The sequence below is a fragment of the Natrialba sp. PRR66 genome, from assembly GCF_034808065.1.
Taxonomy (GTDB): Archaea; Halobacteriota; Halobacteria; order Halobacteriales; family Natrialbaceae; genus Natrialba; species Natrialba aegyptia.
Genome location: NZ_JAXHGN010000001.1, coordinates 578710 through 603760, shown reverse-complemented (window position 1 = coordinate 603760; position 25051 = coordinate 578710). Strand labels below are relative to the sequence as shown.

The following is a 25051-nucleotide window of genomic DNA, read 5'->3' as shown; positions in this document are numbered from 1 at the left end:
ACGAGATCACTCCGCTGCCACGCGCCGGCCGATCAGGGAGAGAACGTATCCGACGAGTCCGGCCCCGAGCGACCACGGGAGAAACAGCAAGATGACGACATACAGCAGTGAAAGCGAACTGCCGTACGGCGCAAAGGCAGTCGCTACTGCGAGCGGTCCCAGAACGGCGAGTGCGCTGTACCCCCACACAGCAACGGTATCACCGCGTTCGAGCGCGTGCCCGAGCGGGAGGAACGCCGCGGCGGCGAGGACGAACGAGCCGACGAGGACTGCGTTCGGGAATCCGAACGCGACCCAGGTCCCGACAGTGAGGACAGCTCCCGCGCCGAACGCGAGCAGCGAAAGCGTTCGTCGCCCGAGGGAGAGACCGAGTACAGCACAGCCCGTCTCGATCGCGGTGTAACCGCGGGCGCTGATCGAGCGCCGAGCATCGAACCTCCTGAGCCCTCCGTCCCCTCCGTCCCCTCCGTTCCCTCCGATCCCGAACCGCCTCGTCGTCCCGATTGCAAACCCGAGAACGACGACGGGAGCGACGCCAGCGCGGACGGCGTGTGCCGTTACCAGCGGGCCGAACGTCACCGCCGCCCCGCCCCAGGAAGCGAGCGTTCCGGCGACGCCGGTCGGCCCGTAGGTAACGTACGTGCGACTGCCGAACTCGTCAGTGGCGACCCCGTCCGTGGCGTAATCGCGAGCCCACGTCAGCGTTCCCTCCTCGCCGGCGGAGTTCGACGGCCAGTTCGTCGCCGCATACCCGTCCGGCAGGTGAATCGAAACGCGCTCGGCGACGAGGTCGTACCGGTCGGACGTGTCGCCGGCGTAGAAGTAATCGAGAACCCAGCCGTCACCGACCGCTGAACTCGCGACGCCCGGAACGGTATAGTTGACGCGGACCGTCTGGCTTTCGGGCGCGACCGACGGCGTAATGTCTCGGGCATCGTCGCCAGCGACGTCGTAGCGGTGCCAGCCGTCCTCGACGGCGGTCTCGAGTGCGGTGGTATTCGTGCGGTAGGTTTCGGCCGCCGTGTCGTTGATGGGGACGCGAGCGACCCAGTGCGAGTCACCGGTTTCGTCGACGTGAATGTCGAGCGTTCCCGGTCCGGTCGCTCCGTCGATCGAGTCCGGACCGCAGACGCCACAGATAGACAGCGGTGGTGGGGCAGCAGCGACGAGCGAGACGGCCGTGAGACAGCAGAGGGCGACGAAAGAGAGAGCGAGCGCCGAACGCGCGACCACAGCGGGGGACGGGAGTGAGCGCATATCCCACAGTTGATGTTGGAAATTATAATTGTTTGGACCAATTGAACGACCGTCGCTGGGAACGCGATCGTCGAACTGTTGCACGGGCTGTCTGTCAGCATAATCGATAGGCGAACCACCGAATGTAGCCCGGGTGTCCCGAGTCCGTCGCAGCGTCCGTCTCCCGCCCGCTGTTCGCGCTGCGAACGCGTCTGACGGGAGTCAACTCGAGGACAAGTTTCAAGGATAGACAGTGAGAGCTACGGACGAGCGGTGACTCGCGTGAGTAAAGAACAGTTCGTAACCGAGTCGGGGGAGCCGAGTTCGGGGCGCGGCCGAGAGCGGGGTACGGGGGCGAGAACGGGAAGCCAAGACGGGGACGATACCGATCGATCACGAACGGCGGTCGCAACGAGGGCCGAAGACGGTGGGAGTGAGCGCGATACCGAGCCCAGTAGTGATGCTGACGCTGACAACGACGCCGATATCGATGCCAGCAGAACCGACTCCACCGAAAGCGGGGCGCAGGAAACGGACGCCGGAACGCGAACGATCAGCCTCGGTATCGGCCTCGGTATCGAACTCGAGATCGATCCCGACGCCGACGAGGTGTTCGAGGTGGAGACGACCGGGCAGTCACAGGGGATTCCCAGATCGAACTCGCGGTTCGAGTCGGCCGAACGCGAGTCGCTTGCAGCTGCGGATATCGAGCCCGAGGCAGTTGCGAACAAGGAGTACTCCTACCAGATGCTGCTCGAAACGGAGATCGACGAAGACCTCGCAGACAGCCTTCGGCGACGGTTTTCGCTGCCGTGGTCGTTCCAGACCGACGACGATCACAGTCTCGACCGGCGCTCGAACGAGGTTCGCGGACTCGGAGCAGCCGAACGCGCCTGGATCGCAGCGAGCGATGGCGAGGCGTGGCAGACCTTCGAGGAAACGGCTCCGGACGCCGATGACGACGAGGCAACCGTGATCGACGGGGACCGGACAGACACCGAAGGCGACGGCGGGAACCGACCCTGGCCACGACCAACGCCGGTAACGACGGTAACCGGTGTCGGCCCGGACGACGCCGAGACGCTCGCCGAGGCGGGTATCAGCTCTGCGGAACGACTGGCGACGATCAACGCCGCGACCGTTGCCCGCCTCCTTGAACTCGACGTGCTCCACGTTCGGACGTGGCGTCACAACGCGCGCGAAGTCATCGACTAATCACGGACTGGCGAGTGTAACCACCTCACAAACGCCGGACTGGACGTCGGTTCCGAACACTTACTACCCAAATGAGTAATTTCGATAATACGGACCATCAGAGATATATAGCGGCCTAGTGGACCATCAAACAGATGATTCCGATCGACGATTCCCCGATCGTTCGTGACGGTAAAACACTGATCCTCGCGATGGACCACGGGCTGGAACACGGACCGACCGATTTCGCGGACGTGCCGGAGAAACTCGACCCGGAGACGGTCTTCGAGACGGCGACCCACGACGCCGTCACCGCGATGGCCGTCCAGAAGGGAATCGCGGAGGGGTACTACCCGAGCTACGAAGACGACGTGAATCTGCTGGCCAAACTCAACGGCACCTCGAACATGTGGATGGGCGAACCCGACTCCTCGATCAACTGGTCGGTCGACTACGCTGCAGAGGTGGGGGCCGACGCCATCGGCTTTACCGTCTACAGCGGTTCGAACCACGAGGTCGAGATGTACGAAGAGTTCCGGAAGGCCCAGGAAAAGGCCCGCGAGTACGACCTGCCGGTCGTCATGTGGTCCTACCCGCGCGGACAGGGGCTCAAGAACGACACCAAACCGGGCACGATCGCCTACGCCAGCCGCATCGCGCTCGAACTCGGAGCTGACATTGCGAAGGTCAAGTATCCCGGCAGCCCCGAGGCGATGCAACACGCCTGCAAGGCTGCGGGCGATATGAACGTCGTCATGAGCGGCGGCTCGAAGACCTCGGATTACGAGTTCCTTTCGACGGTCGAGGCGGCGGTCAACGCCGGCTGCACCGGCCTCGCCGTCGGCCGGAACGTCTGGCAGCGCGATGACCCAACCCGCCTCCTCGATGCGCTCGAGAAGGTCATTTACGAGGAGGAAACCGCCGACGCCGCGCTCGAGGACTAACGCTGCATGACGGTATCCGATCCGATCGTCGAGAGCGTCATCACGACGCTCAGTCGTTCGGTAACGGAGATTCGACAGGGATTGGTCGGTCGCCGCGGGAGCGCAAACGCCGAGAACCCGAGCGGCGAAACCCAGATGGAAGCCGACATCTGGGCGGATGATCTGCTCGCAGACCGTCTCTCCTCGATCGATGGCATCAGCCAGTACGCAAGCGAGGAGCGAGACACGGTTCTCGACTGCGGGGACGGGGACGGGGACGGCTACGCCGTCGCAGTCGACCCGCTCGACGGCTCCTCGAACCTCAAATCGAACAACGCCATGGGGACCATCGTCGGCATCTACGACGCCCCCCTGCCAGCCCGCGGCGACGAACTCGTCGCGGCGGCGTACGTGCTCTACGGACCGATCACGACGATGGTCCTGGCGACCGACGAGACCGTCTCGGAGTACGAATTGACGGGTGGCGAGCGACGACTCGTTCGCCGCGACGTGACGCTCCCCGAGGACCCCGTCGTCTACGGCTTCGGCGGCCGCGTTCCCGACTGGACCGACGAGTTCAGAAGCTACGCCCGCGAGATCGAACAGGAGTACAAACTCCGGTACGGTGGCGCGATGATCGGCGATATCAATCAGGTGCTGACCTACGGCGGGGTGTTCGGCTATCCCGGACTCGTCTCCCGTCCGGAGGGGAAGCTTCGGTTGCAGTTCGAAGGAAATCCGATCGGGTACATCGTCGAACAGGCAGGCGGCAGGTCCTCGAACGGGCACCAGTCACTGTTGACGGTTGCTCCGAACGCCGACGACATCCACGAGCGGACGCCGGTATTCGTCGGCAACGACGCGCTGATCCATCGACTCGAAGCTGAACTCGCGGAAGCGCGCGTGTAACTGAGTGTGGTCGATCGCATCGGTCGCTGTGCGGTGCTATTCGTAGCTGTCTAATACTTCTCGCTGCGATTCGATACTGTTCGATTCATCTCGCTGCTCCTCGCTGCTCCTTGCTGCTCCTCGCTGCTCCTTGCTGCTCCTCGCTGCTTCTCGCTGCTTCTCGCTGCTTCTCGGTGGCGGCGTGGGTGCGGCAAACGCGTGCCGACTGCGAGACCGTCGTTCCAGTTCGGGCTCAGCTACTGAGCCAGGGTCGAGTTATGGAAACGTAGCCGCCAACGGAGACCACGACCAGTCCGTAGAACGCTACCCGCGGTATCCCGGTTCGGAGGGCAACTAGTGTTAACAAGAGGACGAGGGCCAGAATCGCGATAGCATCGACGACGATCGTGAGGCCGACCATGGTGACACTCCCCAGTCCTGCTTCGGCCGGTGAACGCCCGGAATCGGACGGGGAGGCGGTCGCCGTCTCATCCGCAGATGCACCTCCAGAACCACCGTCGGCGTCGGATCCGGAGGAGGGACTGGAGCCAGCAGTGTGACGCCGAACGCGTGTTGGCTCTCGATCGCGCTCGTGGGGTGATCGTCGATCACTCATCGTTCACCGAGCGGTATTCACGGCAGGACGTACTCGCCGAGGCCGGTTCGCTGGTCGGTTGTTGGTCAGAAGTGATAGCCATGGCGTTCAGTCATCTTGTACGCACCAACGCCCCAGACGTAACTCTGGCCGGGCCACCAGGTTCGAGCGTTGTTGAATCCCGCAATGAGGACATCGCCGTCCGCACCGTCTGGATCTTCGTGAAAGCTAACCGAGCCGCTATCCCCGTCGGTCAGATCCATTTCGCCACCCCAGCGAATCTGTCCACGCCGACAGAACGCCTCCGTGAAGCAGGTAACGGCGTCGATTCCCTGAATGGCACCGGTCGTATGGCCGGTCATCGCACCGACTTTCTCGAGGCGCTCGCCGCGAGCCATGAGATCTGCAAGGCCGAATCTCGTGTACTGTCCGCGCACGCGGAAGGGTGATGGCGAGTCGATTAGACTCGTCGGCTCGAGTTCACCGGTCGGCTCGACCGTCGCGAGGTCGAGGACGGGGTGGGTAGCTGAGAGCGTGCCGATCGCGACCGGATCGTCCCCTTCGACGGGCAGCGTGAGGTGCGTCTCATCTTCGGATGCTGACTTGAAGGCGTGATTCGCGGTGACGAAGAGCGACTGTTCCGTCTCCGGGTGATACAGTGCTGGTCCGAGCGTCGCCAGACTCGTGGCTGTCTCACAGGCAACGCCGCTCGGTGCGTACCCGTTGTGGGCCTGTTCGACGAGTCGCGGTTCGAACGAATCCGCACCCCCCTCGAGATCGTCAAGGTCGTCAATACCCTCGTCGTCGAAATCGTCTCCCTCGAAAATCGTCTCGATATCGACCGGGAAACCGGCAATGAGCCGTTCGATGAACTCGCGCAGTGACACCCAATCCCGCGAGATACCGACCGAGACGGCCGCCGTCCCGTTCTCGTAGGAACCGGGGACGACCGCACTGCCTAGATACCCGGTAAAGGCGACCTGTGCCAGGAGTTCGTTCAGTTCAAACGCTTTCTTGACAGCAGCGTACCACTCCGCAGGGACGTATCGCGTCCGCTCTGTCAGCGACCAGGGATCGTCCGGATCCTCCCTGACCAGCGCAGTGACGACCGGAACCTCCCCGTCGCCGGCCGAGAGAAAATCATCAACACCGAGAAACTGCGCGACCCCGATCGCGTACCCGCCGGTCGCAAGCGTCCGAATGAACTCGCGGCGGTCCATCCCCCCATCGAGTTGTTCACGGAGCATCGATAGTCGCTGAACAGCTCCCGAATTACTCTTCTCTGACATAAACTGATAGCCGGTTCCGTCTTCGGTTCCACCCCCTCACGCTAAAGCTAATATTCACGTACACGGGTTACTCCAGTACGCCTCGTAGGATCGAGCGAACTGCGAATAGCCGTTTTGCCTGCAGTCGCTACCATTTTGTCCTTTACAAATAAATTATCTGATACCTATTAGAGAGGAGAATTTGCTTATAATATCTGTCTCACTGAACGCAACCGTTCGTGGGTCCCGAGCCACTATCTGAACTCGTCTCCGTGCTGGTGACCGCGGAGACACCACCGAACCGACACACCGCTACGCGAGTCGTGCCAGCCGTTCCCGCACGCCCCTCTCTTCGCCTGTTCGAGGGAGTTGCCGCCCTGTCGTGCAACGGGTGGCTCGACTCGTCGTCCGCTCTCGCTGTGACTCCCGTGAATCCTCCTGAGTAACTGATCGGAGCAGGCGCTGCTCTCTACAGCACTTCGCCGGCCCGCATTCGTCCGCTCACCTCGTTCGAGTTTATCACTGCTTACTCGGCCGTAATGACCGATGATATCGATCTATGGTTCGGATAACAATACCGCCGCTTCGCGACCCATCGATCGTAAGAGCCTCTCGATGGGCACGTGGCCAGTCTCGGGCCGCTCCCGGTTCGATTCCGGGCGAGAGCCTATGCAATCCAACGGCGTCCTCCGCTCTCGCGGATTAGCGGTCGCCATTACGCCAGCCGAACTCGAACGGCTGCTCTGGGGACTCGTCGCCGTCTCACTCATCGGGGACGTACTCACGACCTTCGTCGGCCTGCACCTCGGTCTGACGGAGTCGAACCCGGTCGCTCACAGCGCAATCACGGGCTACGGCGTCATCGGAATGCTCGCGCTCAAAGCCGGCGCACTGGCCGTCGGCCTCGCCTGCCGACCCCTGCTTCCGCCAACGTATCGAGCGGTCGTTCCAGCCGGCCTCGCGATTCCGTGGATGCTCGCCGTCGGCATCAACGTCTACATGATATTGACGGTCGTCTGATATCACCCGATCGGTGTCGCACAAACTGGCCGATTTTCACCGACGCTCTCACCGAAACGCTTCGCGTTCATCGAGCGCCTGGCGCACCGCCCGAACTTCTTCGCGGACCGCCCGCCACTGCGCGAGCGTCCCCGGAATCGGCTCCGAACGATCCGAGCTCGAGGCAGCCTCGTTTTGCAGTCGCCGATCACGACACCGGGACCGATACCGATCGAGCGTCCGCCGAACTGAACTCGGGTCATCGACGTTCCAGAACGCGAGGGGCGCGCCGCCAGCAGTATCGATCGAGACGGTGCCATGCCCGACAAACCGACCCGCAACGCCCTGCGTGACCGTCGTATTCTGGATGTGTTCGAGTGAAACCGTTCGGACGGAGCGTCCGAGCACCCCCTGCCTGATCGCAACTCGCCGCGTCGTGATCACGAATACCGTTCGCGAGAGACGCGCGTACTGCCAGGCCGTCGGAACGGCAAGGAGCGCCACCAGCAGGAGTCCCTGCCATGGGACGAGTTCACTGACGACGGCGGCGAGGAGTGTGAGCGTTCCCAGGAGCGTGACGGCGAGCCAGGGATAGATGGTCTGGATACGCGGGCGGCCACGCCACCGGACGGATTCGTCGGGAGCGAGTGCAAGCCAGGCGAGTTCGGCGTCACCGAGCGCCGTGGACTCGGATGGAGCCGGAGAGTCGGCTGCAGCCTCGCGTTTGCCGGCAGGCTCACCGGACGTGCTATCGTATGAGTTCATGACCGGGACGATTGGTCGTCGTACGTGTGCGTGCGTGACCGGTTCGCGTTCGTCTCTGCGTTGTCGTTTGCGTCTGTATTGTCGTTCGTCTCTGTGTTGTCGTCGGTGTGAGTCCGATCGGTTCCCGTGCGAGCACCGGCCCCTGCGTGGCGGTCACGGTCGTCCGAGGGGCCGGTCCCGTGAGCGCCCTCCGACTCCTCCAGCAGTTCGCGGATCGTCCGGAGTTCGGTGCGAATATCGACGAGTACGTCCGCTTTCGTTGCATCACTGCCCGCTTGCGGTTCGGAATCGGTCTGTTGCGGTGCTCCTCGCCCGCGGCGACCGCGCCGTGTTCGATCGAGTTGTTCGCTGAGCAGTTGCTGTACTCCCGTCGGATCCGGCACTGATTTGAACGACATTTCGACGCCGGACCCGCCTGCGGTGCTGATCTCGACCGTTCCGTAGCCGAGTCGCGTTCCGAGGGCGGATTGGGAGTAGGAACTGTCCTGTACCTTCTCGTGTTCGATGCGCTTGACATCTCGCGAGAGGATACCCGTCTTCCGGTAGAGCGCACGGTTCGTGACGACGTACTGGGTGTTCGTCACGCGGAGATACTCGGCCGCGATGATGACGAGCCCGATCAGCACGATCGAGAGCGGAATGCCGATGAGCACCACCGGCAGGAGCGTTCGCCGATCCGGGCCGCTCTCCCAGACGAGTTCTTCGTCGTCGTCTATCGTGAGCCACTCCAGATCGGCGTCGGTCTGTGGCTCGCTCATTGGGTGGGGTCGTCGGCGAACTCGCGTTTCAACGAGAGGACGGTCCGGTCGAACGCGCAGACGAGTTCGTCGTCCTGGTTGAAGGCCTCGACGTGCATGGTGACGACGCCGCGCTCGCCGTCGCTGGTCTCGCGTTTGTCCGTGACCGTCGACCGGGCGCGGATGGTATCGCCGTGAAAGACCGGCTGGGGATGTTCGACGTCGTCGTACGAGAGGTTCGCGACGATGGTTCCGTCGGTCGTCTCGGGGATCGAAACGCCAACGGCGAGACTCATAGTGTAGAGCCCGTTGACCAGCCGTTCGCCGAACTCGGTGTCGCCCGCGAACTCGGCGTCGAGATGCAGCGGTTGCTGGTTCATCGTCATATCGCAGAACCGTTGATTGTCGCTCTCCGAAATCGTCCGTCGTCGCTCGTGGGCAATCGTCTCGCCGACTGTGAACTCCTCGTAGTACAGCCCGGTCATAGAGTCGCAGTGGGCCAGCGCCACCAAAAAACTAGTGTCGTGTCCCGGCACAATCACCGATCGATGCGAACCACCTGCCCGCTCGTGCGGACGAGCGAGAGCGCGAGAGCGTTACTCGACTAAATCCGTCTCCTCGCCCGCGTCCCGCTGCACCCAGATCGTCTTCGTGTTCACGAACTCGCGAATGCCCTCTCGTGCGAGTTCACGACCGTAGCCCGAATCTTTCACGCCGCCGAAGGGCAGTCGCGGGTCCGACTTAACGAGTTCGTTGACGAACGCCAGGCCGGATTCGAACTCGCGGGCGACGCGCTCGCCGCGGTCCAGGTCCTCGGTCCAGACGCTCGCTCCCAGCCCGAACCGGGTGTCGTTCGCCTTCTCGATCGCGGCGTCCTCGTCGGGGACGCGAAACACCGTCGCGACGGGGCCGAACAGTTCCTCGCTGTCGGCGGGCGCGTCCTCGGGAACGTCCGTCAGTACCGTCGGCGGGTAGAAGGCTCCCTCGCGGTCCATCGGCTCGCCGCCAAGTCGAACCTCGCCGCCCTGATCGACCGTCTCCTGGACTTGCTCGTGAAGCTGATCGGCCAGGTCCTCGCGGGCCTGCGGGCCGATGTCCGTCTCCTCGGCCATCGGATCGCCGACGACCTGGGCGTCCATCTCCTCGACGAACCGATCGATGAACTCGTCGTAGACGTCCTCGACGACGATGAATCGCTTGGCTGCAATACAGGACTGCCCGGAGTTCAGCAGTCGGGCCTGGACCGCCGTCTCGACCGTCTCGTCCATCGGGGCGTCCTCGAGCACGACGAAGGGATCGCTGCCGCCGAGTTCGAGAACGGTCTTTTTGAGTTCGCTGCCGGCGGTTTCGGCGACGGCTCGGCCCGCCCCGTCGCTGCCGGTGAGCGTAACGCCGGCGATGCGGTCGTCTTCGATCACCGCGTCGATCTCGTCGGAACCGATCAACAGCGTGGAAAAGACGTTCTCCGGGAAGCCCGCTTCGCGGAACACGTCTTCGATGGCGCGCGCACAGCCGGGGACGTTCGAGGCGTGTTTCAACAGCCCCACGTTGCCCGCGACGAGGTTCGGCGCGGCGAATCGAAACACCTGCCAGAACGGGAAGTTCCACGGCATGATCGCGAGGATCGGCCCCAGCGGCTGGTGGGCGACGACCGTCCGCGCGTTCGGCTCGCCCGCGACGACCTCGTCCCCTAAGAACTCGGCCGCGTGCTCGGCGTAGTAATCGCAGACCCACGCGCACTTTTCGACCTCCGAGCGCGCCTGGTCGATCGGTTTCCCCATCTCCGCCGTCATCAGTTCCGCGTACTCCTCGCTGCCGTCTCGAAGCACGTCGCCCGCGGCGGCGAGCAGTTGCTGGCGCGTCTCGATTGGAACCGTCCGCCACTCCTCGAACGCCGCCGTTGCGTTCTCGAGGTGGTCGTCCCACGTGTCTGAGTCCGCCTCGTAGGTGTCGATGGTCTCGCCGGTCGCCGGATTCGTGCTCTCGATACTCATGCGGAGAGCCACCACGAGGAGACACTTGAACAGCCCCGGTTAGGACGCAACCACACCGCATCACCCGGCGACCGCCACGCTGAACTCGATGGGTGACAGAGAACGTAGCTGCTTCCGCCGAGGGCCGCCAAAACGGAATCGACCGGAGACCGATTGAGCCGGCGATTGCAAGTATTGCGCGAAATCAGTCCGAGTAACAAGGGTTATGGCAGTGGACCGGAAACTGCCTCATCTACACCCGCCTGACAGTCACGCTGTGACTGCCCATTCACTATGGGACGTCCGATCGTCGTTCCACGCGGGGACTCCACTCTCTGACTATGACAGCAGCCGAACCGACAACGGAATCGGAAATAGAAGAGGAGGAAAGTGCCGTCGAAACAGCCCGTCGCCAGCTCGAACGCGCAGCCGCCCATCTCGATGTCGACGAAGGCATCGTCGAACGGCTTCGCCATCCGACGAGCGTCTATCGCGTCACGATTCCGCTCGAGCGCGACGATGGAACGCGCGAGATGTTCACCGGCTATCGCGCCCACCACGACAGCGTTCGCGGCCCCTACAAGGGCGGGCTGCGCTATCACCCGGCCGTCAACGAGGAGGAGTGTGTCGGGCTCTCGATGTGGATGACCTGGAAGTGCGCCGTGATGGACCTTCCATTCGGCGGCGCGAAGGGTGGCGTCGTCGTCGACCCCAAGGAACTCAGCTCCGACGAAAAGGAACGGCTCACCCGCCGTTTTGCGGAAGAGCTTCGCCCCGTCATCGGCCCGAAAACCGACATTCCCGCGCCCGACATGGGCACCGATCCGAAGACGATGGCCTGGTTCATGGACGCCTACTCGATGCAGGAAGGCGAAACCGAGCCCGGCGTTGTGACCGGCAAACCGCCGGTCATCGGCGGCTCTTACGGCCGCGAGAAGGCACCCGGCCGCAGCGTCGGTATCATCACCGAAGAAGCGATCGACTACTACGACTGGGACATCACCGACACGACCGTTGCCGTCCAGGGATTCGGTAGCGTCGGGGCGAATGCCGCCCGCTACCTCGACGATCTCGGCGCTTCCATCGTCGCCGTCTCCGACATCGACGGCGCGATTTACGACCCGGACGGCTTCGATACGAACGACGTCGAAGACCACGACGAAACCCCCGGCATGGTCTCCGGCTACGCTGACGCGCAGTCGCTCTCGAACGAAGAACTCCTCGAACTCGACGTTGACGTGCTCATTCCCGCCGCAATCGGCAACGTACTGACCGGCGAAAACGCTCGCCGCGTCCAGGCGGACATGATCGTCGAAGGGGCAAACGGACCCACGACCTCGACGGCGGGTCAAATCTTCGAAGAGCGCGATATTCCCGTCATCCCCGACATCCTCGCCAACGCCGGCGGCGTCACCGTCTCGTACTTCGAGTGGCTGCAGGACATCAACCGGCGATCCTGGCGGCTCGAACGCGTCCACGAAGAACTCCAGACCGAAATGCTGCGCGCCTGGGAAGGCGTCCGTGACGAATACGACACTCGCGATATCACCTGGCGCGATGCCGCCTACATCGTCGCACTCGAACGAATCGCCGAAGCACACGACGCCCGCGGCCTCTGGCCATAACGCGACCGCGATCGATTCTCCGCTTCAGTATCGCATTGATTCTCTCCGCCCCCACCCCCTGTTCAGACTGAAAGCGGCGCGAACCGCCCCGGGGAGAACTCGATCAGACTCACACGAAATTCTGTCTCCCCCACCCCCGTCGTTCAGACTGAACTCACGAGAACGAGGAGAGGTCCGTCTCGATGTCGCGCTTGTGCGAAGAGCCGCTGGTATTCGCGAGCTGGTCGTAGGCTGGTAACTCTTCGAGCGAAGAGTCGCGTCGAACGGCCTTGACGATGTGCTTCGGATCCGTTACGAGCCGATGGAGAAGATAGCTCCCCTGCGAACGGCCGCCGCCCGTTTTTTCGGACTCGATGACGCCGAGGAAGGCCTGTTCTTTGAGCTGTCGGTACAGACCGTTCTCCGTGATCGGATCGTTTGCAACCATCTCGCAGATACCAGCATATCGCTGGTAGATTTCCCGCGTCTTGTACGTCTCGCGATCACCGGTAATAATACGGCTCGCAAGTGAGTAGAGCGCGAGTTTTGCATGGACCGTCGCCCCGCTCGTCAGTTCTTCGATACGATTGATCTCGGCGACCTCCTGGGCCTGCTGGATGTGGCTCTCGGAGACGGTTTCCGAGCCCGTCCGCCGGGCGAGTTCACCCGCTTCCTTGAGAATCTCGATCGCTTTGCGAGCGTCGCCGTGTTTCTTCGCGGCGAGGGCGGCGCAGAGTTCGATCGTCCCGTCCTCGAGAACGTCGGGCTGGAAGGCGTCCTCGCGATTGCGCATGATCTCACGGAGCTGGGAGGCGTCGTAGGGGTGAAAGAACAGTTCGCGGTGGCCGAAACTGCTGTCGATGCGTTCGTCGAGCGTTTCGCGGTACTGGACCTTGTTGCTGATGCCGATCACGCCGATGTAGGCGTCGGTTTTACGCGCCTCGCGAGCGCGGGAGAGTTGCATCAGGATGTTGCTGTTATCGAGTTTGTCGATCTCGTCGAGAATGATTATCGTCGCGTCGAAAAACGACTCTAGGATTCTCCAGATGTGTTGGTAGTACTCCATCGTCCCGACGCCGCGAAGCGGAATGTGGTCCTGGTAGCTCGTTTGTTCCGTGAGGTTGAGCGCGAGTTGTCGCGTTGCCCGCGTTTCCGTATTCGCCTCGGAACAGTCGACGTAGAGAACACTACAGTCGATATCGTTGTCCCGAGCGGCATCCTGTGCTCGCGTCGCAACGTGGCGAGAGATGAGACTCTTTCCGGTACCGGTCTTGCCGTAGATCATCACGTTGTTCGGCGGATCGCCGCGGGTAATCGCGCCGACTTCGGCAGCGACTGACTGAATTTCGTTGTCCCGGCCGACAATTCGATCCTCATCGGGAACGTGTCCGACGTGCAAGAGTTCTTTCCGATTGAAAATCGGATCGTGAGATTGAAAGAGCGGGTCCCCACCAGCCGTATCAGCCATGCTTCCATTCTGGAAGACAGGTATTATAAAACCCGGGGAAAGAATTCAGACTGATAACGAACAGCAATGATAGACATATTCCGAGATGAGCGTTAGATGACGCCGTATAGCACGAGTTCGTGTTCGAGTTCTCGGAAACAGTGCTCCGAACTGACCCGCCCCTCATTCAGAGTGAAACGGCCGATGGCGGAGGCGGGTCACGACGGTTCGGTATCGAGCGTACCGTTGCGGTGGTCCTAAATGGAGCGATACGACGAGGGGGAATTCATCAACTGTATGGACTGTACGGCGTGTCCAGTCTCTGGCGGCAAAGACCGTCGAGATGACTCGATACCACCGACGAGAAGATCACTAATGTGAAGATCGTCGTCGAAAAGACTCGATACCACCGACGAGAACGATCACTGATGAGAAGATCGTCATCAAGAAGACTCGATACAGATCGCCAAGCGGACGGAGCCGTGAGCCGTTCCTACTCGAACTGCCAGCGCGTCGAGGAAACCGACGCATCCAGACCGAAGCCGAAGACTGTCTCCGGGGTTACTTCGTACACCTCGTACGGTGGGTCCCCTGCAGTGGGAGCGCCAGCAGCGTAAAATGCACCGTCACGAATCTCAACCTCCCACTCGTATTTAGTCGCATACACATCGGCCGCGTCCTGGAGCGCGGTTTCGTCGCTCCGCTTCGCCGCCTCGCCTTCGATCACGAAGTGGAACGCGTCCGTTTCGGCCGCGAGACTGCAGGACGGAACGGCTGTGATATTCTTAATCTTCCGCGTGGCTGCCCCCGAACAGAAGTACATCGCGTCCGCGACCCAAACGGCGAGCAACGGCCGGACGTGCGGCCGACCGTCCGGATGTACCGTTGCGAGCCAGTAGTAATCGGCTGCCCCAAGCTGCTCGCGCGCATCCGTCCACGCAGTCGCGTTACCGTCTTCGAGGGGCTGTGTTTCCGGTTGTTTTCTTCGAGTCATCGATGCTCACCACACTTTCTTCGGTCGCTACCCACATGAACAGTGCGCCACACGGCAAATAGACGATAGAACGACGATAATCAGTGTGTACCCGTTCTGTCCAATCTGTACCCGTTCTTTCCCCGGTTGTTCTTCCGTCCTAGTCTAGTATTGTATTGTATGTTCCGATATCAGAAATTCTCGCCGAAAACGGTCCACCTATATTTCACGCTCGTCCCTCACCGAAACCGACGACGAAACCCCGCCTCTTCCAATCCCCACCCGACCCTCGACCGAATACACTCTGAATCGGGGGTGCCCCTGGTCGAGTACACCCGACGTCTCGGTTCGACAATCACTGCACCGGCTCTCACCCGCTATCACGTTCGAAAACAGGTACTGCTTACCGTGAGGATCGTCGATAGTTCACGAGAACATCACCCCCGATTCAGAGTGAAAACGATTCGACGGACCCCCGCCTCTCACGCCGGCCGTTTCACTTTGAACGACGGGTGTCTCAGCGAGTAATCGGGCGGTGAGCACACTCGGTTCCACTACGACGGAGTAATCCGTACTTTCACGTCACCACTTCACGCACACTGAGATATGGTACGGCGTAGTCTCCTCTTCACACCCGGTGATCGCCCGGAAATGCTCCGCAAAGCACCCGAATCCGGTGCCGATACGATCGTCTTCGATCTCGAAGATGCAGTGGCACCCGGTCGGAAAGATGCGGCCCGAGAAACGGTCCGCGAGGTCCTTTCGGACCCCGAGTTCGTGCCGGATTGTGAAGTTTGCGTGCGCGTTAACACGTCGTCCGCGTCCATCGCCACGGATCTCGAGGCACTGCTCGCTCACGGACCCGTCCGACTCGACAGTCTGTTGCTCCCGAAAGTCGAGCACCCCGACGACGTCGAAGCCCTCGTCGGTGAACTCGAACAGTTTGACAGCGGCGACGCTGACATTCCCGTTCTCGCGTTGATCGAAACCGCTCGCGGCGTCCTCGCCGCACCCGACATCGCCGCCGTTCCGGAAACCGATGCACTCGTCTTCGGCGCTGAAGACCTCTCGGCCGATATCGGAGCCACGCGAACCGACGACGGGACCGAAGTGCTCTACGCCCGCGAACGCGTCGTGCTCGCCGCCGCTGCGAACGACTGTTCCGCAATCGATACCGTTTTCACCGATTTCGGGGACGAGACGGGACTGATCGACGAAACCGAGTTCGCGATCCAACTCGGGTACGACGGCAAACTCGCGATTCACCCCGCGCAAGTCGACCCGATCAACGACGCGTTCACGCCGACGGCCGAAGAACTCGAGTGGGCAAGGGACGTGCTGGACGCGAAACGAGACGCCGACGCTGACGGCCGCGGTGTCTTCGAGGTCGACGGGCAGATGATCGACGCGCCGCTGATCGCACAGGCAGAACGAATCGAGGCCCGAGCCGCGGCGGATTCCACGGCCGAAGACGGCAGTCCCGACAGCTAACTGCTCCGCCTGTCACCGATCCACGCCACTCGTCACTCAGTGCTATTGCACAGAATATAATGGGATCTATAATCCTTATATTGTGTTTTACTTACTATGGATGTCTTCGTCACGCTTATTTCCGGTTCGCTAGAACTGGGGTGTAATGGTAGCAGACATCAATCCATTCGAGAGCCTCCAGTCGCAGATCGACGACGCGGCGGCGCACCTCGACGTCGGCGATGACGTCATCGAACGGCTCAAACACCCGGAACGAGTTCTCGAAACGAACCTCACGGTCGAACTCGACGACGGTGAACTCGAGCGGTTCAAAGCGTTCCGCTCGCAGTTTAACGGCGACCGCGGCCCGTACAAAGGCGGCATCCGCTACCATCCGAACGTCTCCCGCGACGAGGTCAAGGCCCTGTCGGGCTGGATGGTCTACAAGTGCGCCATCGTCGACATTCCCTACGGCGGCGGCAAGGGCGGCATTATCATCGATCCCGATGACTACTCCGCAAGTGAACTCGAACGCCTGACGCGGTCGTTCGCAACCGAACTCCGTCCGCTCATCGGTGTGGACCGCGATATCCCCGCCCCCGACGTGAACACGGGTCAGCGGGAGATGAACTGGATCAAAGACACCTACGAGACGCTCGAGAACACCACCGAACCGGGCGTCATTACGGGGAAAAACATCGCGAGCGGCGGTAGCGAGGGCCGCGTCGAGGCGACCGGGCGCTCGACAGTCATCGCCGCGCGCGAGGCGTTCGACTACCTCGACAAGGATCTCGAAGATGCGACTGTGGCCGTCCAGGGCTACGGGAACGCCGGCTGGATCGCCGCCAAGCTCATCGACGAGATGGGGGCCACCGTCGTCGCCGCGAGCGACTCGAGCGGCGGTATCTACAATCCCGACGGCTTCGATCCGGTTGCCGCGAGGGACCACAAAAACGAAACCGGCAGCGTCGTCGGCTACGAGGACAGCGTCGAGGAGGTAACCAACGAGGACGTACTCACGATGGATGTCGATCTGCTCATCCCCGCCGCACTCGAGAACGCAATCGACCGCGACCTTGCCACGGACGTCACCGCCGACGTCATCTCCGAGGCCGCGAACGGACCGTTGACGCCCGAAGCCGACGAAGTCCTTCAGAAACAGGACACCTTTGTCATCCCGGACATCCTCGCAAACGCCGGCGGTGTTACCGTCTCGTACTTCGAGTGGGTCCAGAACCGCCAGCGCTTTTCCTGGAGCGAACAGCGCGTCAACGACGAACTCGAGACGCTCATCGTCGACGCCTTCGATGCGCTCGTCGATACCTACGAAATGTACGACCTCGACAACCCTCGGACTGCCGCTTACGTCGTCGCAGTCGACCGTGTCGCCGATGCGTACGAGGAAGCAGGTAGCTTCCCCTGATCACCTAGCTAGCGGTACCGTCGCTCTCGCCCGCGAGTTCCAGTAAGCTCCCGTAAGATCCCATAAGCTCCCGTGAGGTTCTGTTAGAGCGATACGTAGTTCTTCACCGACCGCGGTCTTTTTCCACGTCCACCCGATAGGACACATGGACAACGCGTGAGCATACGGGACCGACTCGATCACTATCGCGAAGAGGCCCTCCACAAGCTTACTGTCGCGATTCAGGAGGAACACACGCCCCACGAGGTCGCCGCCAGTTTCGCCATCGGGATTTTCGTGACGGCATTGCCATCCGGTGGTCTCGGTATCGGCTTGTTCTTCGTGTTCAGCGCCCTGTGGTCGTGGATCTGCAAGCCGGCACTGTTCGCCTCCATCGCCGTCCTCAACCCGTTCGTCAAACCCGTCGTCTACCTTTCGAGTGTTCACGTCGGCGGCGTCCTCCTCGGCACCAGTCCGATCCGTTCGCAGGAAACGATAACCGAATCCGCCACCGCCACCGTTCACCAACTGATCGTCGGCAACGTCGTGTTCGCGACGGTGCTTGCGGCCATCGGTTACGTTATCGTTCGGCGACTGACGCGGCTTCACCGCCGCCGAGCGCAACGCTCGACCGATCGCTCGGTCGTCTCGACGATCCGTCGCATGCTCCGTCGCAACTAAGGATACGGATACCACACGACGATAGCGTCCTGTTAGGAAATCGAGAGACGATCAGGGGACCAGTAAACACTTATCAACTGATCGTTGATTGTGATACTATGAAACGTCGAACGCTTCTGAGCGGCCTCGGCGTCGCCGGCCTTACCAGCCTTTCGGGCTGTCTGGGGCTCGTCGGCATGGCACATCACGAAGCCTCACCCGCCGGTGTCGATGCGTCCGTTCGCAATGATACCGGGTACGAGCAGACCACAATCGACGAGTTCACCGTCGAGCGCGAGGTTGGCGTCAGCATCGCAACCGAAACGGTCGTGATCACGAATTACATGACCGAACACGAGAAGGCGGTCGACATGGGTCCGCTGGGCGAGCAACGCGGGGCCGTCTTCATCGTCCTGACGACGCCGCAGGTCAACGCGCTCGGCTCGCAGTTCAATCCCGTCGAGGACATGTCCACCGACGAACTCGTCGAGTTGGTCGCGAGCAATTACGACGATATCGGCTCCGTGTCCTTCGTCGAGGAAACGTCGGTGACGGTGTTCGACCAGTCGACGACGCAGTCCAGATACACCGCCGAGGCGTCGTTCCAGGGACAGCCGGTCGATGTCGCGTTGCACGTGAGCGAGGCCATCGAGACCGACGACGATCTGCTCGTAACGGTCGGCGTCTATCCGAACGAATTCGATTGGAGCGAGGAAGAACAGATATTCTCGCTGATGGACGGTGTCGTTCCGGATATCGACGAGGAGGACGCCGGCGATACCGAGAACGGAACCGGCGAGTCGGATAGTGACGGCAACGACACCGAGACTGGCGCCGAGAGCGATACCGAGGGCAACGATACCGACACCGGTAACGGGACGGACGAAAACGGTGACAACGAGGACGACGGCGGCCTTCTTTCTGATAGCAACTGACGGGTGTCAATCCTGATCCGTCTGGTTGCGTGTCAAACCAGCCATCTGGTTGCGTGTCAACACTAAGCCGTCTTGTTTGTACGAGCCGATTTCGACGAGTAATCGAGTTCAGCGAGTGACTGCCTTACCAGCCGCGGTCAGCGTCGTCGTCGCGGTCGTCGGAGTCGTCGCTGGGAGTAGCGTCGTCATTGCGGTCATCGGTGGCGTCGGTTCCGGTTCGATCATCATCATCATCGAACCCGGACTCGTCGAGCCACCCGTAGTCGTCGGTTTCGTCTCGGGGTTCGGTGTCGAACTCGTCGTGTGCGTCGTCGGAGCGATCGGTCCGCTCGTCGGCTCGAACCGTCTCGCCGGCACCGGTGTGATTGGCCCGGGCGGCACCTCGTTGCTCCGGAACGAGGTCGAGCTCGGAATCAGTGTCGCCGAGCAGGAGCAGTGCGTAGTACTGGAAGTAGGTTCGGACCGGCATCTGGACGAGAGCGACGAGTGCGATGAGCGCGAGCAGACCGACGACGCCGATGGCACCGGCGAGGTAGACCCCGCCACCGCCAAGCGCATACGCCAGTACGCCGACGATCACGAACGGAATTGCGAGGACAACCGCGCCGAAGAGGATGACGAATCCGACGGCGATACTCGTCACGAGTTGTAGCACCCAGACCAAAAGCAAGTAGACGACATACTCGCCGACGTTCCCCCGAAGCGTCGCCCAGAATCGTCGCCACCCACCGAGCACGCTCCGGTCCTCGAGCAGCATGATCGGCGCGACGAACTCGGACGTAAAGCGCATCACGATGGCGTAGACGATATAGAGCGGAATCGCCACGAGCGCGATCAGCGCGAGTTCGCCGATGAACTCGTCCGTGGTGGCCGTGCTGGTGAGGAAGTAGCCGACTGGAACGGCGACGATTGCAAGCAGACCGAGCGAGACGAGCGCCCGAAACGCAAAGAGCCGGATGCCGCGACCGAGATTTGCCCTGCTGTATCGTCGCACGTGAATCTCCGTCGACCGGAGCGTTTCGATGAAGACGAATTCCATGATGGCACCGAGGAGCGCGAACAGGGCCCAGAGTAGGATGGCAACAACGGCGAGAACAACGGCTGCTGCGAGCACGTCGTCCGGAATCTCGCCGAGTCCGTCCTGCGGCATCGGCTCGTCGCCGACCATCTGCGGGTCGCTGGTTGCGAGGTTCCCTGGCGAACCCAGACTCCCGCCGACGAAGAGCACGACGACGGATAGCTTGAGCCACAACCACACGCGGACCGGGAGTAACAGCGCTCGCGTGGTTTCGATCGCATCCCCGAGATCGTCGACAGCATCCATAGTTACGGTAAACGTCTCAGAGCAACGATAAAAATGGTGCTGTCTCTCGTGTCGCATCTGAACTCGAGTGCGTGCCGAGAGTGATGGCTCGCCCGTGACTGTCGATGCTAACAGCGTTCAGGCGACCGGACACATCTCGTTTGAAACACTTCGAGACGCATTTAACCGCGAGTCCACTCACGGTCTAGTAATGGATCTCCGCCAGCTCGCTCGCGGGACCGTCGAGTGGGGACGCATCGAGCGCGTCATTCGAACGCTGGCGGAACGCCACGACCGCGAGTTCGTCCGCGTCGAGTTCCTCGAAGCCGATAACTGGCTGTCGACGCCCTGCGTCATCGACGAGCGGTGGTTCGTCAAAATCGTCAGCCGTCAGAACGCGCTCGTCCACGCGCTCTTGACGACGGGGCGAAACGTCGGCGCGGTGTCCTCGGGTACCGAGGGCTTTTTCGGCCGCTTCGATACGCCCCGCGAGATGGTCGAACACGAGTACGAGGCAACACAACGGATGCGCGAAGTCGGTCTCAACGCCCCGCGCCCGATCGAAGCCTTCGAGGTCAACGGCCTGGGCGTGCTCGTCCTCGAGTACCTTCCCGAGTTCGAGTCGCTCGGAGACGTTTCCGACGCCGTCGTCGCCGAGCGCGCGCCGGACCTCTTCGAAATGCTCTCGCTCCTGCACGACCACGGCCTGGCCCACGGCGACCTGCGCGACGAAAACATCCTGCTTTGCGACGGCGACCTCTACTTCATCGACGCGACCAGCGTCCACGAGAACCGCGTCGCGGAGACGACCGCCTACGACCTCGCCTGCGCGCTCGCCGTTCTGGAACCGCGTATCGGTGCCCGCGAGGCCGTCCTCGCCGCCTCGTCGGTCTACGACACCGACGAACTCCTCTCGGCGCGGCGCTTCCTCGACTTCGTCCGCCTGCGCCCCGATCACGAGTTCGACTCGACGCTCCTCCGAAGTGAACTCGAGAAGGCGGCGGATCTGGGGCGGCACTGACGTTCGAGACGGATTTCAAAATTCGAGTTCCACCGAGTCCCGAGTTCGATAGTACAGAACTACCGAAGAGCGATCAGGCGCGAGACGGCGACGGCGACGACAGCGAACTCGTGAGGTAACTGACGAGGACGATGAGGACGCCGGCGACCGGTGCCGCGATGATCACCGCATCCAGTCCGTAGGGACTTCCCAGGACCGTGTCCCAGGAGACCGCGAGCACGGCACCGACGATCATTCCGGCGAGGCCGCCGATCTTGGTCAGGCGCTCTCGCATCAGGAAGATCGCGAGCAGCGGCGGCGTGATCGCGGCCCCGTAGGCCGTATAGGAGTACATCTGGACCTCGAGAATCGTCGGGAAGTACTGCCCGAGGACGAACGCGAAAATACCGAGGACGACCACGAACGCGCGGGTCAGCCAAAAGACCTGTTGATCGGACGCATCGGGATTGATGAGCCCCCTGTAGAGGTCCTGGGAGAGGTTGGTACAGGCAGACAGCAGGTAGGAACTCCCCGTCGTGACGATGAACGCCGTGGCGGCGGCCAGCAAAACGCCGCCGATCCAGGTCGGAATCTCCGTCGTCGTCGCGATCAGCGCCATGCCCGGATCGAGTTCGGGAAACATCGCTCGCGAGGCGAACGCGATGAGGGGGACCAGCGTCATGGTTGCGATCGCGCCGCCGAACCAGGCGATGAGTCCGGTGTTCGTCCCTTCGTCGGTTTCGCCGGCGATGATGCGCTGGTACATGTTCTGGTCGGCGAGGATCAACAGCAGCGGCGGGGCCCACAGCGCGAAGAACTCGAAGAACGAGAGGTTTCCGAGTGTGTCGAAGTGGGTCGCGGGGACGTTCGCTGAGATTCCGCTCCAGCCGCCGGCTTCGATGAAGACGAAGGGGACTGCGACGACGAGGCCGACGAGCATCAGGAACGCGCTGATCGCGTCCGTGTACGCGACGGACATGAGGCCGCCCATCGCGGCGAGTGCGATGATGAGGACGGTTCCGATGAGCGTCCCCTGGGCGACCGGGATGCCGGTCGTGACGTTCAATACGAACCCGAGCCCGGTGAACTGGTAGGAAACGATTCCGACGTATGCGAACGCGATGACGAGCAGGCTGATGATGCGCCCTTCCTTGCCCAGTTCTTCCTCGATCATTTCGGGGACCGTCAGCTTGTCGAAGGCCCTGATACGCGGTGCGAGCGCCTTCAGAATGCCGATACCGAGGAGCGATCCCGTACCGAGGATGATCGCGGGCCACAGCCCGTTGTCGTACGCGATCGAGTTCGCGCCGCCGGTCACCGTGCCGGAGCCCATCCACGTCGCCAGCAGCGTTCCGGCGATGATGACCGCGCCGAGGCTTCGGCCGGCGACCATGAAGTCCTCCGCGGTGTTCGTTTTTCCGTACGCCCAGACACCGACGCCGAGCATCACGACCAGATACGCGGCGACGATGTACAGTAACGTCATGTCGCTCTCGACTGCCATGGCGTGAGAATATGAGACACGGGTGTTAAATACCTCACCGACCAATCGTTCCTGATCGATACATACAGATATCAAATATAAACGCGGCAAGACCGACCTGGTCGGGTCCGGTTTTAATATCGCGAGCCGTCTGATGGCGTGTGATGGCAGACCTCACTATCCCCGAATCGGAACACCGCGAACGAACGGAAATAGTTCTCGAACGCGCCGACGCGGACGGCTACGACGGCCTCGTGCTGTTTACCTCGCTGAACATCCACTACGTGAGCGGCATGTATCACCTGCCGACCGAACGGCCGGTCGCACTCGGAATCACCGACGAGCGCATCGAGGCTGTCGTTCCGCGACTCGAACAAGAACACGCTTCCCGGGACGAGTTCATAATCGACGAGGTCACGACGTACTTCGACTATCCCCAGGGCGAGCCGATGGAGGCGGTCGCCGATATGTGTGCCCGCCTCGGACTCGCCGACGGGAACATTGCGGTCGATGCTGACGGGAGCCCGGCCCGAAACGGATACACCGGCCCCGCGCTCTCGTCGCTCGTCGCCGCGGATGTCGGCGTCGAGGAGTACATCACCGAGATGCGCGAAACGAAAAGCGACCACGAAATCGAACTTATCCGCGAGGCGAGCGTCTGGGCCAACCTCGGCCACCGACTCCTGCAGGAGCACATCGAGCCGGGCCGACGCCCCATCGAAGTCCGGGCGGAAGTCGAGGCCGAGGCCGTCAAGACGATGCTCGATACGCTCGGCGACCGCTACGAGATGCGCTCGTGGGCGAATCCGATGCAGTGTCTGTTCACGACCGGCGAGGTGACGGCACGACCTCACAGCATGGACCAGACGACGCGAATCGAACGCGGCGACAATATCGTCACGATCGTCAAACCGAACGTCGGCGGCTACACGACCGAACTCGAGCGGACGATGTTCGTTGGAGAAGCCTCCGACGAGCAGCGGACCTACTTCGAGATCATGAAAGAGTCCCAGGAGATCGCGATCGACGCGATCGGGCCGGGCGTCGAGTACGCCGCAGTCGAGGAGGCCGTCGTCGACTACTACGAAGAGCAAGGTGTGGCCGAGTTCACCCAGCATCACGCCGGTCACAACATCGGTATGCAGGGCCATGAACGGCCGTTTCTCGACGTCGACAGCGACGGTGAGATCCGCTCGGGCGAACTGTTCACTGTCGAACCCGGATTCTACGTCCCCGATCTGGGCGGCTTTCGTCACTCCGATACGGTGCTCGTGACCGACGATGGAACGGAGACGCTGACGTACTATCCCCGCGATCTCGAGAGCCTGATCGTTTGAGAAAGCGCCGACACAGCTCCGGGGAAACCACATATCTACTAGATTGATGCCCATACTCTTTTCAATCGACACAATTAGCGGACAAAGCGCAACATAGAAGCCCTTGCTACAGACACGCAGAGACATGAGCCTGGAGCACGAGTTATCGAGCGTTCGATTAACCCTCGACCTGTGGCACCCGGACTGCTGGGCCATCGAAGCGACGGACCGAACGGGCGGCGGCGTCCTCGCACACGCGATCTATAACTCCCCGAAGATCAAGAGCGATGAGCCCAGTCCGAATACGGTCGAGGGCCTGTTCACCGCGTTCGGCGATACCGCCGCAGAGGTCCGAGATCTCCTCGATGCGATCCGCGCGTCGAACCATGCCGGAGAACTGTTCGAGCTTCAAAAGCGGTTCGGACGGGCACGCAACGCCCCCGGCAACGTCGTCCGCGAGTTCTTCCTCGAGTACGATCCCGACGAGATGGTCTGTCCGACGCTCCTGGAGAACGGCTTCGTTCACAGCGCACCGGTCCGGATCCAGAACGGAAGCGAGGAGTGGAACCTCTGTTTCGCGGGTGATCGATCCCGGATCGAAGAGTCCCTGAACGACGTGCGCGATCAGGCCGGCGCGGAGGTAACGGTCACGTCGATTACAACCGCCGATTCGCCCGAGCGTTCGACCCGCGACCAGCGCCTCGATACGCTCACGACGGCCCAGCGAGAAGTGTTCGAACACGCCCGCGACGCCGGCTACTACGAGTGGCCCCGCGAAATAACGACCCGCGAACTGGCAGCCGACCTCGATATTGCGAAATCGACGCTGCTCGAGCATCTGCGGACGGCTGAATCGAAGCTTCTGGACCCGTAGTCACGC

At 62.0% G+C, this 25051-nt stretch carries 23 protein-coding genes; 12 read left to right on the top strand and 11 right to left on the bottom strand.

What is annotated here, in order from left to right:
- Positions 1-6 precede the first annotated feature (6 nt).
- Complete coding sequence (locus SM755_RS02870; RefSeq protein WP_323171357.1) at positions 7-1257, bottom strand: hypothetical protein; 1251 nt, start codon at positions 1255-1257, stop codon at positions 7-9.
- 261 nt (positions 1258-1518) lie between these two features.
- On the opposite strand from SM755_RS02870, the gene SM755_RS02865 reads away from it, so the two are divergent.
- From SM755_RS02865 to SM755_RS02855, 3 genes are all read left to right on the top strand, one after another.
- A complete protein-coding gene (locus SM755_RS02865; protein ID WP_323171356.1) occupies positions 1519-2451 on the top strand; it encodes a helix-hairpin-helix domain-containing protein in 933 nt (310 codons plus the stop codon).
- A gap of 134 nt (positions 2452-2585) precedes the next feature.
- Complete coding sequence (locus SM755_RS02860; RefSeq protein ID WP_006664264.1) at positions 2586-3374, top strand: class I fructose-bisphosphate aldolase; 789 nt, start codon at positions 2586-2588, stop codon at positions 3372-3374.
- A gap of 6 nt (positions 3375-3380) precedes the next feature.
- Complete coding sequence (locus SM755_RS02855) at positions 3381-4262, top strand: class 1 fructose-bisphosphatase (protein ID WP_323171355.1); 882 nt, start codon at positions 3381-3383, stop codon at positions 4260-4262.
- 232 nt (positions 4263-4494) lie between these two features.
- On the opposite strand, the gene SM755_RS02850 is transcribed toward SM755_RS02855, so the two are convergent.
- Both SM755_RS02850 and SM755_RS02845 read right to left on the bottom strand, forming a co-directional pair.
- Entirely contained in the window at positions 4495-4857 is a 363-nt protein-coding gene (locus SM755_RS02850; protein ID WP_323171354.1) for a hypothetical protein, read from the bottom strand.
- Positions 4858-4922: 65 nt separating this feature from the next.
- Entirely contained in the window at positions 4923-6056 is a 1134-nt protein-coding gene (locus SM755_RS02845) for a hypothetical protein (RefSeq protein ID WP_323171873.1), read from the bottom strand.
- A gap of 717 nt (positions 6057-6773) precedes the next feature.
- Here SM755_RS02845 and SM755_RS02840 point away from each other — a divergent pair.
- On the top strand, positions 6774-7124 hold the full coding sequence (locus SM755_RS02840; protein WP_323171353.1) for a DUF5658 family protein: 351 nt from the start codon (positions 6774-6776) through the stop codon (positions 7122-7124).
- A 48-nt stretch (positions 7125-7172) separates the two neighbouring features.
- Here SM755_RS02840 and SM755_RS02835 read toward each other — a convergent pair whose 3' ends face one another.
- From SM755_RS02835 to SM755_RS02820, 4 genes are all read right to left on the bottom strand, one after another.
- Positions 7173-7868, bottom strand: a complete 696-nt coding sequence (locus SM755_RS02835; protein WP_323171352.1) for a PH domain-containing protein — start codon at positions 7866-7868, stop codon at positions 7173-7175.
- Positions 7865-8626: a PH domain-containing protein gene (locus SM755_RS02830; protein WP_323171351.1), complete on the bottom strand. Its 762-nt coding sequence runs from the start codon at positions 8624-8626 to the stop codon at positions 7865-7867. Before SM755_RS02830 ends, SM755_RS02835 begins: the two co-directional genes overlap by 4 nt.
- Positions 8623-9108 carry a MaoC family dehydratase gene (locus SM755_RS02825; protein WP_323171872.1) on the bottom strand — a complete coding sequence of 162 codons (486 nt, stop codon included), beginning with the start codon at positions 9106-9108 and terminating at the stop codon, positions 8623-8625. The genes SM755_RS02830 and SM755_RS02825 overlap by 4 nt, the downstream gene beginning before the upstream one ends.
- Before the next feature lie 93 nt (positions 9109-9201).
- A complete protein-coding gene (locus SM755_RS02820; protein WP_323171350.1) occupies positions 9202-10599 on the bottom strand; it encodes an NAD-dependent succinate-semialdehyde dehydrogenase in 1398 nt (465 codons plus the stop codon).
- A 320-nt stretch (positions 10600-10919) separates the two neighbouring features.
- Between SM755_RS02820 and gdhB the strand changes: the two genes are divergently transcribed.
- Positions 10920-12203 (top strand): glutamate dehydrogenase GdhB, encoded by a 1284-nt coding sequence (gene gdhB, locus SM755_RS02815; protein WP_323171349.1) that lies wholly within the window; start codon positions 10920-10922, stop codon positions 12201-12203.
- Positions 12204-12357: 154 nt separating this feature from the next.
- On the opposite strand, the gene SM755_RS02810 is transcribed toward gdhB, so the two are convergent.
- Both SM755_RS02810 and SM755_RS02805 read right to left on the bottom strand, forming a co-directional pair.
- On the bottom strand, positions 12358-13650 hold the full coding sequence (locus SM755_RS02810; RefSeq protein WP_323171348.1) for an orc1/cdc6 family replication initiation protein: 1293 nt from the start codon (positions 13648-13650) through the stop codon (positions 12358-12360).
- Positions 13651-14122: 472 nt separating this feature from the next.
- A complete protein-coding gene (locus SM755_RS02805) occupies positions 14123-14623 on the bottom strand; it encodes a pyridoxamine 5'-phosphate oxidase family protein (protein WP_323171347.1) in 501 nt (166 codons plus the stop codon).
- 585 nt (positions 14624-15208) lie between these two features.
- Between SM755_RS02805 and SM755_RS02800 the strand changes: the two genes are divergently transcribed.
- From SM755_RS02800 to SM755_RS02785, 4 genes are all read left to right on the top strand, one after another.
- Positions 15209-16093, top strand: coding sequence for a CoA ester lyase (locus SM755_RS02800; RefSeq protein WP_323171346.1), 885 nt, complete (start codon positions 15209-15211; stop codon positions 16091-16093).
- A gap of 145 nt (positions 16094-16238) precedes the next feature.
- The gene (locus SM755_RS02795) at positions 16239-17495 is read left to right on the top strand and encodes a Glu/Leu/Phe/Val dehydrogenase (RefSeq protein ID WP_323171345.1); all 1257 of its coding nucleotides are present in this window, start codon (positions 16239-16241) and stop codon (positions 17493-17495) included.
- Positions 17496-17651: 156 nt separating this feature from the next.
- Positions 17652-18155, top strand: a complete 504-nt coding sequence (locus SM755_RS02790) for a DUF2062 domain-containing protein (RefSeq protein ID WP_006828000.1) — start codon at positions 17652-17654, stop codon at positions 18153-18155.
- Positions 18156-18253: 98 nt separating this feature from the next.
- Positions 18254-19069 (top strand): DUF6517 family protein, encoded by an 816-nt coding sequence (locus SM755_RS02785; protein WP_323171344.1) that lies wholly within the window; start codon positions 18254-18256, stop codon positions 19067-19069.
- A gap of 124 nt (positions 19070-19193) precedes the next feature.
- Here the strand turns inward: SM755_RS02785 and SM755_RS02780 are convergent, their stop codons facing one another.
- Positions 19194-20393, bottom strand: a complete 1200-nt coding sequence (locus SM755_RS02780) for a hypothetical protein (protein ID WP_323171343.1) — start codon at positions 20391-20393, stop codon at positions 19194-19196.
- 190 nt (positions 20394-20583) lie between these two features.
- On the opposite strand from SM755_RS02780, the gene SM755_RS02775 reads away from it, so the two are divergent.
- Entirely contained in the window at positions 20584-21393 is an 810-nt protein-coding gene (locus SM755_RS02775; protein WP_323171342.1) for an RIO1 family regulatory kinase/ATPase, read from the top strand.
- Between the two features lie 73 nt (positions 21394-21466).
- Here SM755_RS02775 and SM755_RS02770 read toward each other — a convergent pair whose 3' ends face one another.
- Entirely contained in the window at positions 21467-22876 is a 1410-nt protein-coding gene (locus tag SM755_RS02770) for a sodium:solute symporter family protein (RefSeq protein WP_323171341.1), read from the bottom strand.
- Positions 22877-23019: 143 nt separating this feature from the next.
- On the opposite strand from SM755_RS02770, the gene SM755_RS02765 reads away from it, so the two are divergent.
- Both SM755_RS02765 and SM755_RS02760 read left to right on the top strand, forming a co-directional pair.
- Entirely contained in the window at positions 23020-24192 is a 1173-nt protein-coding gene (locus SM755_RS02765) for a Xaa-Pro peptidase family protein (protein WP_323171340.1), read from the top strand.
- Between the two features lie 124 nt (positions 24193-24316).
- Positions 24317-25045 (top strand): helix-turn-helix domain-containing protein, encoded by a 729-nt coding sequence (locus tag SM755_RS02760; protein ID WP_323171339.1) that lies wholly within the window; start codon positions 24317-24319, stop codon positions 25043-25045.
- The last annotated feature ends 6 nt before the right edge of the window (positions 25046-25051 follow it).

Coding starts and splice junctions, on each gene's coding strand:
- SM755_RS02870 (WP_323171357.1), bottom strand. CDS start 1,257: ATGCGCTCACTCCCGTCCCCCGCTGTGGTCGCGCGTTCGGCGCTCGCT.
- SM755_RS02860 (WP_006664264.1), top strand. CDS start 2,586: ATGATTCCGATCGACGATTCCCCGATCGTTCGTGACGGTAAAACACTG.
- SM755_RS02855 (WP_323171355.1), top strand. CDS start 3,381: ATGACGGTATCCGATCCGATCGTCGAGAGCGTCATCACGACGCTCAGT.
- SM755_RS02850 (WP_323171354.1), bottom strand. CDS start 4,857: ATGAGTGATCGACGATCACCCCACGAGCGCGATCGAGAGCCAACACGC.
- SM755_RS02845 (WP_323171873.1), bottom strand. CDS start 6,056: ATGGACCGCCGCGAGTTCATTCGGACGCTTGCGACCGGCGGGTACGCG.
- SM755_RS02840 (WP_323171353.1), top strand. CDS start 6,774: ATGCAATCCAACGGCGTCCTCCGCTCTCGCGGATTAGCGGTCGCCATT.
- SM755_RS02835 (WP_323171352.1), bottom strand. CDS start 7,868: ATGAACTCATACGATAGCACGTCCGGTGAGCCTGCCGGCAAACGCGAG.
- SM755_RS02830 (WP_323171351.1), bottom strand. CDS start 8,626: ATGAGCGAGCCACAGACCGACGCCGATCTGGAGTGGCTCACGATAGAC.
- SM755_RS02820 (WP_323171350.1), bottom strand. CDS start 10,599: ATGAGTATCGAGAGCACGAATCCGGCGACCGGCGAGACCATCGACACC.
- gdhB (WP_323171349.1), top strand. CDS start 10,920: ATGACAGCAGCCGAACCGACAACGGAATCGGAAATAGAAGAGGAGGAA.
- SM755_RS02810 (WP_323171348.1), bottom strand. CDS start 13,650: ATGGCTGATACGGCTGGTGGGGACCCGCTCTTTCAATCTCACGATCCG.
- SM755_RS02805 (WP_323171347.1), bottom strand. CDS start 14,623: ATGACTCGAAGAAAACAACCGGAAACACAGCCCCTCGAAGACGGTAAC.
- SM755_RS02800 (WP_323171346.1), top strand. CDS start 15,209: ATGGTACGGCGTAGTCTCCTCTTCACACCCGGTGATCGCCCGGAAATG.
- SM755_RS02795 (WP_323171345.1), top strand. CDS start 16,239: ATGGTAGCAGACATCAATCCATTCGAGAGCCTCCAGTCGCAGATCGAC.
- SM755_RS02785 (WP_323171344.1), top strand. CDS start 18,254: ATGAAACGTCGAACGCTTCTGAGCGGCCTCGGCGTCGCCGGCCTTACC.
- SM755_RS02780 (WP_323171343.1), bottom strand. CDS start 20,393: ATGGATGCTGTCGACGATCTCGGGGATGCGATCGAAACCACGCGAGCG.
- SM755_RS02775 (WP_323171342.1), top strand. CDS start 20,584: ATGGATCTCCGCCAGCTCGCTCGCGGGACCGTCGAGTGGGGACGCATC.
- SM755_RS02770 (WP_323171341.1), bottom strand. CDS start 22,876: ATGGCAGTCGAGAGCGACATGACGTTACTGTACATCGTCGCCGCGTAT.
- SM755_RS02765 (WP_323171340.1), top strand. CDS start 23,020: ATGGCAGACCTCACTATCCCCGAATCGGAACACCGCGAACGAACGGAA.
- SM755_RS02760 (WP_323171339.1), top strand. CDS start 24,317: ATGAGCCTGGAGCACGAGTTATCGAGCGTTCGATTAACCCTCGACCTG.